Origin of the sequence: Devosia sp., from assembly GCF_040509215.1 — a bacterium.
GTDB lineage: Bacteria > Pseudomonadota > Alphaproteobacteria > Rhizobiales > Devosiaceae > Devosia.
Genome location: NZ_JBEVLL010000127.1, coordinates 1 through 7,660, shown reverse-complemented (window position 1 = coordinate 7,660; position 7,660 = coordinate 1). Strand labels below are relative to the sequence as shown.

Genomic DNA, 7,660 nt, shown 5'->3' with positions numbered 1-7,660 from the left:
AAATCGGCTCCTTGCCGATATCGAGCATGACCGGCACGGCGAGGGGCGAAATCTGGTGCAGGGGCTTGTGAACGATGTGGGATTTCACACGAGCCAGCATATTGCCGAGGCGCTCGATGTCGAGGAGGCCGCGAGCGGCGTCGCGGCGGGTGGCTTCGATGAGGATGTGGTCGGGCTCGTGCTGATAGAGCACGTCGTAGATGATGTCGCTGCTCATGGTGATCTGGCGGCCGGACTTTTCCTTGCCGGGGTGGCGGCGCTCAATGAGGCCGGAAATGATGGCGCAGTTGCGGAAGGTGCGCTTCATCAGGGCGGATTCGTCGAGCCAGGATTCGAGATCATCGCCGAGCATGTCTTCGTCGAAGAGTTCGTCGAGTGAGAGGCGATCGGTGCGGATCAGCGCCGAGAGATCGCCGAGGCCCCAGACGGCGAGCGCATATTCGCTGGCGACGAAGCCGAGGGGGCGGGCGCGCATGCGTTCGAGACGGCGGGTGAGGAGCATGCCGAGGGTCTGGTGCGCGAGGCGGCCTTCGAAGGGGTAGCAGACCATGAAATGATTGGTGCCGCGGGGGAAGGTCTCCACCAAGAGACTATCGCGGCGGGGTAGGACGGAAAAATCGCGTTGCAGGCGGAGCCAGTCCGCGACCTGGTTGGGGAGTTTTTGCCACTCGTCGGGGGTGTCCATGATGCGACGGACGCGTTCGGCGAGATAGGTCGAGAGTGGGAATTTGCCGCCATAGTAAGACGGGACCTTGGGGTCTTTGGTAAAGGCGCGCGAGACGAAGGCTTCGTTGTCTTTCATGCCTTCGAAAGCGACGATTTCGCCGCCGAAGATGAAGGTGTCGCCCACGGTAAGCGTGCCGAAGAAGTACTCTTCCATTTCGCCGAGGACGCGGCCGCCAGCGCCGATGGGGCCGGTGGTGCGGCCGCGCTTCTGCTCCTTGGAGCGGATGAGGCGGACGCGGACCATGGGCTCTTCGATGATGGTACCGATGTTGAGGCGGTACTGCTGGGCGACCGAGGGGTGGGAGAGGCGCCAGGTGAGGTCGGGGTTTTGCTTGAGGCGCGCATAGCGCTCATAGGCACGGAGGGCATAGCCGCCGGTGGCGACGAAATCGAGGACGCGGTCGAATTTGGGGCGCGTGAGGTCGTGATAGGGCCAGGCGCGGGTGATTTCGGCATAGAGATCATCGGCGAGGAATGGTTCGGCGCAGGCCATGCCGAGGATGTGTTGGGCAAGGACGTCGTAGCCGCCGGGGTGGGGATCTTCGCTGTCCTGATGGTTTTCCGAAACCGCCTCGACGGCCGCTTCGCATTCCAGGACCTCGAAGCGGTTGGAGGGGACGAGAAGCGCCTTTGAGGGTTCATCGAGCCGGTGATTGGCGCGACCGATGCGCTGCAGCATGCGCGACGAGCCTTTTGGCGCGCCGACCTGGACGACGAGATCGACGTCGCCCCAGTCGATGCCCAAATCTAGGGTCGAGGTACAGACGACGGCCTTCAGCTTGCCGTCGGACATGGCGGCCTCGACCTTGCGCCGTTGTTCCACCGACAGAGAGCCGTGGTGAAGGGCGATAGGGAGCATGTCTTCGTTGATGTTCCAGAGACCCTGGAACAGCATTTCGGCCTGGGAGCGGGTGTTGACGAAGAGGAGCGTCGTCTTGTGCTGCTTGATCGTCTCGTAGAGTTCGCGATGGGCATAGTTGGCCGAGTGGCCGGCCCAGGGTAGGCGCTCTTCGGTTTCGAGAATGGCCAATTCGGGCGGGGCGCCGCCGATCATGCGGAGGAGATCGGTGGGGCGATCGGGATGCGGCTGGGCGATCCAATCGCGGAGAAGATCGGGGCGAGCAACGGTGGCCGAAAGCGCGGTGATGCGCATGTCGGGCGCGAGCTTGGCAAGGCGCGCGAGGCCGAGGGAGAGGAGATCGCCCCGCTTGTTGGTCACGAGCGCATGGAGTTCGTCGAGGACGACGCGGCGAAGGGTGCCGAACATGAGTTCGGCGTGGGGATGCGAAATCAGGAGGGCAAGCTGCTCGGGGGTGGTGAGAAGGATATGGGGCGGCTTTACACGCTGGCGGGTGCGCTTGCTGGCGGAGGTGTCGCCGGTGCGAGCTTCCACCGATATGGGCAGGCCCATGTCGTCGATGGGATTGGAGAGGTTGCGGTGCACGTCGACCGCGAGGGCCTTTAGCGGCGAAATGTAGAGCGTGTGGAGGCCCTGGAACTTGCCATCGACCAGCTCGGAGAGCGTGGGCAGGAAGCCGGCCATGGTCTTGCCAGCGCCGGTGGGGGCGATGAGGAGCTGGCTGGCGCCTGACTGGTAGCTTTTGAGGACGTCGAGCTGGTGCTGACGGGGCGACCAGCCGCGCGACGCGAACCAGTTGGCGATGATTGGAGGAAGAGCGGAGTCCGCGAAAGTTGACAACAGGCACCTACTGCAAATCACCCACAAGCCTATATGATGGTCTCAACACTGCCAAACGGAGCCGACCGATGACAGAAGACAGCCGACCCGCATCTCGTTCCGGTCTTGAGCGCCTATTGGGCGATCGGCCGGGGTCCCTCGCCATCAAGCTGGTGCTGATTTCGCTGTTTGTCGGCTTCATCATGTCGGTGTTCGGGTTTGATGCCGCCGACCTCGTGCGTGGCGCCGTGGATGCCGTTCGCGATATGCTGCGCGATGGTGGCGCGGTGTTCAGGCAGTTGGGGACCTATGTGCTGACGGGCGCTGCGATCGTCTTGCCGGTCTGGCTGATCCTGCGCCTGATGCAGAGGCGCTGATGCTTGAGGGACGGCTGAAGCTGACGCCGATCGATGCGCTGACCGAATTGACATGGAAGGCGCAGGAGCTGGCGGAAAAAGCCGGCGGCAGGCGCGTGGCCATTGGGCTGGCGGGAGGCCCCGGGACCGGCAAATCGACGCTGGCCGCGGAGTTGGTAGCGGCGCTGAATGTGTCGGCGCCGGGCTCGGCGGCGCTGGTGCCGATGGATGGCTTCCATATGAAGCACGCCAAGCTCGAGGCGATGGGACAGACCGACTTCAAGGGCGCGCCGCATACATTCGAGGGCGGGGAGTTCGTTGCGTTTCTCGGGCGGCTGAAGGCGGCAACGGACGCGGTGAGCGGGCCGGGCTATTCGCGAAAGATCGAGGATACGGTCGAGGACGCTTTTACGATCGCGCCGGAGGTAAAGGTGCTGGTGGTCGAGGGCAATTATCTGCTGCTCGGGGACGAGCCCTGGGCCGAGGTAAAGTCGCTGCTCGATTTTTCCGCCTTTATCGTCGTGCCGCGGGAATTGGTGCGGGCGCGGCTGATGAAGCGGCATGGCGAAGAGGGGCTTTTCACCGAGGAGCGCAATCGGGCGCATATCGAGCGCAATGATTTGCCCAATTATGATCGCGTGATGCTGTCGCAGGATCGGGCCGATGTGGTGATCGAGCTGGATGTCGAGCGGTGAATAGCTGGGGCATTGCCGTGGCAATTCTGATCGGCGCGGCGATGGTTGCCGGCGCCGTGCTGCTGCGACCAAGTCCGTTCCGGGAATGCGTCACAATCATCTCGGCCGATATATTCCATCAGAACCTGACGGCGACGCTTGATCCGCGCGATGTCGAGGCCGAGGCCGCGCGGATCTGTTCGGGCGTGGCGGTCTGAGGCCTATTCGGCTTCGCCGCGGGCCCAGGCGTCGGTCTTGCTGCCGACGAGTTCGGAAATGTTCTTCTTGCCGGCCGAGCGCACCCCGGCGACGAGGCCGCGCTTGATGCGGTCGAGTAGGTCAAGGCCACCAAAAACCATGGCCGAATAGAGCTGGATGGCATTAGCGCCGGCTTCGATTTTCGCCAGAGCCGTTTGCGGGGAATGAATGCCGCCGACGCCAACGAGCGGCAGGGCGCCGACGCGCTGGCGCATCTGGGCAAGGCGCTGGGTGGAAAGCGGGAAGAGCGGTTTGCCGGAGAGGCCGCCGGTCTCATCGGCGTTTTCCATGCCGGCGACGGGATCGCGCGACAGGGTCGTATTGGAGACAATAAGGCCGTCGAGATCGGTCGCGAGGATGACGCGGGCAATGGCGTCCATGGCCGCTTCGTCGAGATCGGGCGCGATTTTCAGGAGGACGGGCACGCGGGTTTTCGCCTTGGCGCGGGCGGACAGCACGGCGTCGAGAAGTCGGGTGAGAGCTTCGTCGGCCTGAAGATTGCGGAGGCCGGGGGTGTTGGGCGAGGAAATGTTGACGGTCAGGTAGTCGGCAAGATCGGCGAAACGCTGGATGCCGAGGACATAGTCGGCGACAAAATCCTCGCTGTCCTTGTTGGCGCCAATATTGACGCCGAGGGCGGCGGGCACGCGCAGACCTTTCAGGCGCGCAAAAGCGGCGTCGTGGCCTTCATTGTTGAAACCCATGCGATTGATGACGCCATCGGCAGGGGCGACGCGGAAGAGGCGAGGTTTTGGATTGCCGGTCTGCGGGCGCGGGGTCACGGTGCCGATCTCGACCATGCCGAAACCCATGAGGGCGAGCGGACGCGGGACTTCGGCGTTCTTGTCAAAACCAGCGGCCATGCCGACGGGATTTTTCAGTTCAAGGCCGCAGAGGGTCGTTGCGAGTTCGGGCGTATCCTTGTGCTCCTGCTGGGGTGCGAGACCCAGGCGCAGGGCGGTGATGGTGGCACCGTGGGCGGTCTCGGGGTCCATGCGCAGCAGCGTATCACGCGTCAGATTGGCGAGGCCGGCATTGCGCAGCAGCGGAGCGAAGGCGGAGAAAATCATTTGACACCCGAGGGCAAGACACAGGAGCCGTCCGCGGCGACGCTGATCGGTTCTTCCCAGACGACAGACGAAAGTTTGAGGGGGCCGCCATAAAGGTGCGGAAAGAGTTCGCCCCCTCGTGAGGGCTCCCAGACGAGATCATCGCCCAGATCGGCCGTCGGGACGGCGAGCAGCAGCAGGCCCGCCTGGCCGGCAAAGTGCAGCCGCAGCGTTTCGGACAATTGTGCCGCCGTCGAGAAGTGCATGTAGCCATCCTTGGCGTCGATGGGCATGCCTTCAAACTGGCCGGAAAGGCGCGCCGGGGCGAAGGCCACGGCAGTGGTGATTTTGTAGATCAGCTCGGGTGTCAACATGGGCGCGAACCTAGTTAAGTGATCAAGGCTGAGCAAGCATGTTTGCGCGGGCTTTACAGGGGGGGCGAGCGGGTATTAATCTAGGATTAATTTCCTCACCCCTGATCAATGTCCTTTTAACGGCTTCGACAATGCTTTCTCACCGGGCCATCTGGGATGGTATCGACGCGCTGGCGCAGCGTCACGGCCATTCGGTTTCGGCCCTGGCGCGCCTCGCCGGGCTCGATGCCACCGCGTTCAATGTTTCCAAGCGCGTGAGCAAGGATGGGCGCGAGCGCTGGCCGTCGACGGAGAGCATTTCCAAAATTCTGGAAGCGACAGGCGAAGGGTTCGACAGTTTCCTCGCTGGAGCAGGAGCGTTCATGCAGACCAGTAACACTGGCTTTGGACAGACGGTGCCGCTGCTGGGCCTGGCGCAGGCGGGCGCGGGCGGCTTTTTCGATAGTGCGGGATTTCCGGCCGGGGAAGGCTGGGACGAGGTTACCCTGCCCTCGCCTGTCGATCCCGGCATCTATGCGCTCGAAATCCAGGGCGACAGCATGGAGCCGCTTTATCGTGAGGGCGACCGGGTGGTGGTTTCGCCCACCGAGCAGGTGCGGCGCGGCGACCGGGTGGTGGTCAAGACACGCGAAGGCGAAGTGATGGCAAAGATCCTCTTTCGGCAGAGCGCCAAGCAGATCGAGCTGCATTCGCTCAATCCCGCCTATGAACCGCGGATGCTCAATACCAGGGATATCGAATGGATCGCGCGGATCATCTGGGCCAGCCAGTGACGGCGAAGCCGGCGACAGAGGCTGACGCCGAGGACTGGATTGCCATGCGGACGGCGCTGTGGCCGAGTGGCGGGAACGGCGCGCATGCGGCTGACATTGCCGAATTGCTGGCGGATGCTGGAGAGACGGTGAACCTGATCGCGCGTGGTGCGGATGGGGCGGCGCTGGGCTTTGCCGAGGCGGCGCTGCGGCGCGACTATGTGAATGGCTGCAAGACATCGCCGGTGGCCTTTCTCGAAGGGATTTTCGTGAAACCAGAAGCGCGTGGGCACGGCGTAGCACGGGCACTGGTTGGTGCCGTGGAAGCCTGGGGGCGAGAACAGGGCTGCACGGAATTCGCCTCGGATGCGGCGCCGGAGAATTCTGCGAGCCTCGATATGCATCGCGCGCTGGGTTTTGAGGAAACTCAGCGCGTAGTGTTTTTCAGGAAGGTGCTGGCCTAGTGCCTAGCGGCACCCTGCCCGGGCGAAGAGATCGGCCAGGATAATCGGCGTTGCCGGAGTTTCGGCCCAGCTTGCCGTATCGGGCGCGCCGGCGGAAAGAGCCGAGACGGCGACCTCTTCCGAGAGATCAAAACTACTGGTGCATCTGAGCGGTGTGGCGCCGCGGGCCACGGCTTCCGCAGCCATCAGGCCAGCGGTTTCGCCGACGCCGGCGAGATAGGCGACGACGGTGTTGCGGGCCGTGGCATCGCTGCGGGCGCGCTGGACCATTTCCATGACCTGGGTGACGGAAATCCGGCCTGTGCTGGTGGTTGGCGCCGCCCATGCGGGGGCGGTGGACAGGGCTACGAGAGCGAGGAGAGAAAAGGTGCGCATTGATGATCCTTATTGTTTTGCAATAATTTTTATTCCTCGTACGGCTTTTTATTATTGTCAGACAATAATTTTTGTGAGACCAATCGCTCATCGAAACGGGAGATGAGACGATGAGTGAGGCAATGGAAACCGCGTTTGGCAGCGACAGGGCTATTCAGGTCGCGCCGCGCATGGCGCTGCTGTTCAATGGCCTTTCCATCGCCGCGGTGACGCTGGCGACGCTGCTGCCGATGGGCGCTGCACTCTACTGGCTGTTCATCGATCCTATTGAAGTGCGCAGCATGGTGGCGCTTGGGCCAGAGTTTTTGCCCGATATCACCATGGGGCAGCGGATCGCCGCGGCGGTCGTGGGCTTGCTCACGGCGCTGCCGATGGCCTGGGGTTTTGCGCGGCTACGGACCTGCGTCGGCAGCTTTGCCGCGGGACGGCCGTTTGCCTCGGAAGGCATTGCGGGGCTCAGGGACTTTGCCATGGGTGGCATGCTGGCTGCTTTGGCGCAGCTTGTGAGCCATACGCTGATGGGGCTGGTGCTGACCTGGACGGCTGCCGAAGGCCATCGGCAGCTTGTGGTGAGCATCGACAGCGACATGCTGTTGCTTGCCATGTTTGCCGGCACCATTTCGGCCCTTGCCTGGGCCATGGAGAAGGCCGCGGCGATTGCCGAAGAAAACAGCCAGTTCATCTGACCATGGGGATCAAGGTGAACCTCGCCGTCGTGCTGGCGCAGCAGAATGTGAAATCGAAGGATCTCGCCGAATATATCGGCATCACCGAGGCCAACCTGAGCCTCCTCAAGCAGGGGAAGGTCAAGGGCATCCGGTTCGACACGCTCGAAGCGATCTGCCGGTATCTGCAGTGCCAGCCGGGCGATGTGGTGGTGTTCGCGCCGGTTGATGGCGCGAGCTAGAAAGCCGGGCGCAAACGACCGGTAAAAAGAGTGCGGCGCGTGATCCG

Annotated in this window: 11 protein-coding genes; 7 read left to right on the top strand and 4 right to left on the bottom strand. The window is 63.1% G+C overall.

Annotated elements, in window-relative coordinates:
* A partial coding sequence (locus ABW043_RS06980) for a ligase-associated DNA damage response DEXH box helicase (protein WP_502908609.1) occupies positions 1-2,428 on the bottom strand: 2,428 nt, incomplete at its 3' end.
* Between the two features lie 65 nt (positions 2,429-2,493).
* On the opposite strand from ABW043_RS06980, the gene ABW043_RS06975 reads away from it, so the two are divergent.
* The 3 genes from ABW043_RS06975 to ABW043_RS06965 are packed head-to-tail and all read left to right on the top strand — an operon-like array spanning position 2,494 to position 3,652.
* The gene (locus ABW043_RS06975; RefSeq protein ID WP_353920496.1) at positions 2,494-2,781 is read left to right on the top strand and encodes a DUF6460 domain-containing protein; all 288 of its coding nucleotides are present in this window, start codon (positions 2,494-2,496) and stop codon (positions 2,779-2,781) included.
* Entirely contained in the window at positions 2,781-3,455 is a 675-nt protein-coding gene (locus ABW043_RS06970; RefSeq protein ID WP_353920495.1) for a nucleoside/nucleotide kinase family protein, read from the top strand. The genes ABW043_RS06975 and ABW043_RS06970 overlap by 1 nt, the downstream gene beginning before the upstream one ends.
* Positions 3,452-3,652: a hypothetical protein gene (locus ABW043_RS06965; RefSeq protein WP_353920494.1), complete on the top strand. Its 201-nt coding sequence runs from the start codon at positions 3,452-3,454 to the stop codon at positions 3,650-3,652. The genes ABW043_RS06970 and ABW043_RS06965 overlap by 4 nt, the downstream gene beginning before the upstream one ends.
* Before the next feature lie 3 nt (positions 3,653-3,655).
* Here the strand turns inward: ABW043_RS06965 and ABW043_RS06960 are convergent, their stop codons facing one another.
* A complete protein-coding gene (locus tag ABW043_RS06960; protein WP_353920493.1) occupies positions 3,656-4,762 on the bottom strand; it encodes a quinone-dependent dihydroorotate dehydrogenase in 1,107 nt (368 codons plus the stop codon).
* Complete coding sequence (locus tag ABW043_RS06955) at positions 4,759-5,115, bottom strand: DUF952 domain-containing protein (protein WP_353920492.1); 357 nt, start codon at positions 5,113-5,115, stop codon at positions 4,759-4,761. The genes ABW043_RS06960 and ABW043_RS06955 overlap by 4 nt, the downstream gene beginning before the upstream one ends.
* Before the next feature lie 131 nt (positions 5,116-5,246).
* Between ABW043_RS06955 and ABW043_RS06950 the strand changes: the two genes are divergently transcribed.
* On the top strand, positions 5,247-5,888 hold the full coding sequence (locus ABW043_RS06950) for a S24 family peptidase (RefSeq protein WP_353920491.1): 642 nt from the start codon (positions 5,247-5,249) through the stop codon (positions 5,886-5,888).
* Positions 5,855-6,331, top strand: coding sequence for an aminoglycoside 6'-N-acetyltransferase (gene aac(6') / locus ABW043_RS06945; RefSeq protein ID WP_353920490.1), 477 nt, complete (start codon positions 5,855-5,857; stop codon positions 6,329-6,331). Before ABW043_RS06950 ends, aac(6') begins: the two co-directional genes overlap by 34 nt.
* A gap of 3 nt (positions 6,332-6,334) precedes the next feature.
* On the opposite strand, the gene ABW043_RS06940 is transcribed toward aac(6'), so the two are convergent.
* Positions 6,335-6,706 carry a chlorophyllide reductase gene (locus tag ABW043_RS06940; protein ID WP_353920489.1) on the bottom strand — a complete coding sequence of 124 codons (372 nt, stop codon included), beginning with the start codon at positions 6,704-6,706 and terminating at the stop codon, positions 6,335-6,337.
* Between the two features lie 110 nt (positions 6,707-6,816).
* Here ABW043_RS06940 and ABW043_RS06935 point away from each other — a divergent pair, with 110 nt between their 5' ends.
* Entirely contained in the window at positions 6,817-7,392 is a 576-nt protein-coding gene (locus ABW043_RS06935; protein ID WP_353920488.1) for a hypothetical protein, read from the top strand.
* Positions 7,393-7,394: 2 nt separating this feature from the next.
* Entirely contained in the window at positions 7,395-7,613 is a 219-nt protein-coding gene (locus ABW043_RS06930) for a helix-turn-helix domain-containing protein (protein ID WP_353920487.1), read from the top strand.
* Positions 7,614-7,660 lie beyond the last annotated feature (47 nt).

Coding starts and splice junctions, on each gene's coding strand:
- ABW043_RS06975 (WP_353920496.1), top strand. CDS start 2,494: ATGACAGAAGACAGCCGACCCGCATCTCGTTCCGGTCTTGAGCGCCTA.
- ABW043_RS06970 (WP_353920495.1), top strand. CDS start 2,781: ATGCTTGAGGGACGGCTGAAGCTGACGCCGATCGATGCGCTGACCGAA.
- ABW043_RS06960 (WP_353920493.1), bottom strand. CDS start 4,762: ATGATTTTCTCCGCCTTCGCTCCGCTGCTGCGCAATGCCGGCCTCGCC.
- ABW043_RS06955 (WP_353920492.1), bottom strand. CDS start 5,115: ATGTTGACACCCGAGCTGATCTACAAAATCACCACTGCCGTGGCCTTC.
- ABW043_RS06950 (WP_353920491.1), top strand. CDS start 5,247: ATGCTTTCTCACCGGGCCATCTGGGATGGTATCGACGCGCTGGCGCAG.
- ABW043_RS06940 (WP_353920489.1), bottom strand. CDS start 6,706: ATGCGCACCTTTTCTCTCCTCGCTCTCGTAGCCCTGTCCACCGCCCCC.
- ABW043_RS06935 (WP_353920488.1), top strand. CDS start 6,817: ATGAGTGAGGCAATGGAAACCGCGTTTGGCAGCGACAGGGCTATTCAG.
- ABW043_RS06930 (WP_353920487.1), top strand. CDS start 7,395: ATGGGGATCAAGGTGAACCTCGCCGTCGTGCTGGCGCAGCAGAATGTG.